The organism is Microbispora sp. ZYX-F-249, from assembly GCF_039649665.1.
Classification (GTDB): domain Bacteria; phylum Actinomycetota; class Actinomycetes; order Streptosporangiales; family Streptosporangiaceae; genus Microbispora; species Microbispora maris.
The window spans coordinates 1-948 of the sequence record NZ_JBDJAW010000140.1; the positions used below are offsets into that span (position 1 = coordinate 1).

Below are 948 nucleotides of genomic sequence, written 5' to 3' on the forward strand. Positions count from 1 at the left end.
GCGCCTGTGCGGTCGTCGCCCAGGCTCCGGATCCGGTCGTACCGGGTCCGGAGCCGTGCAGCATCAGTACCGCGGGCCCGGTGCCGCTCTCCAGGACGTGGACGGGGGAGCCGTCGACTGTGACGGTCCGAAGTGCCGTCACCGGGACAGGCCTGGTGTGCTCATGCCGATGCGGAGTTGATGGACTTCGAGAAGACCTCCATCATCACCCGGCCGAACTGCGGCATGTCGGGCCAGCCGCGGCAGGAGACGAGGTTGCCGTCCACGACGTCGGGGGCGTCGATGACGGTCGCGCCCGCGTTCTCCATGTCACCGGTGATGGGGGGGAAGCACGCCGTCTTGCGGCCCTTCAGCAGTCCGTACACCGCCGGCACCTGTGCGCCGTGGCACACCAGCGCGATCGGGAGGTTGCGCGCGAAGAAGTGCTCGGTGATGCGCCTGACGTCGGGGTCGACGCGGATCCACTCGGGGGCACGCCCGCCGGGGATGATGAGGGCGTCGTAGCGCTCGACGTCGACCTCGGCCCAGGGCACGTCGACCGGCAGCTTCCGGCCGTTCTTCTCCACGTAGGCGTCGGAGTTGGGGTCGAACTCGTGGATGACCAGCTGAACGTCACGCATCGTCCGTGACGAGACGTCGACGTCCCAGCCGCCCTCCTGCACACGGTAGTAGGGATACATGGTGTCGAGCTCCTCGGCGGCGTCGCCGGTAAGGAGCAGTGCTCTGGGCACCTGCTTCTCCTCGCAACTGGGCGGGTGACGTGGATCCAATCCGATCCGATCCGACCCGGTTGCGTCAGCATTCCTCGACCCGGCCCGCCCGTCAAGCCCTTACCGTCATTCGTCCGAGCCCTTGACTTCGTCGAACAATCGCCGGAACCGCTCGCCGGACAGCAGGATGTGCCGGCGCATGGCGTAGGCGGCGGCGTCGGGGTCACGCGCGGCGATC

Annotated in this window: 1 protein-coding gene; it reads right to left on the reverse strand. The window is 68.4% G+C overall.

The annotated features are described in order from the left end of the window. Window positions 1–161: 161 nt before the first annotated feature. Window positions 162–731 carry a DJ-1/PfpI family protein gene (locus AAH991_RS40110; protein WP_142565892.1) on the reverse strand — a complete coding sequence of 190 codons (570 nt, stop codon included), beginning with the start codon at window positions 729–731 and terminating at the stop codon, window positions 162–164. Between the last annotated feature and the right edge of the window lie 217 nt (window positions 732–948).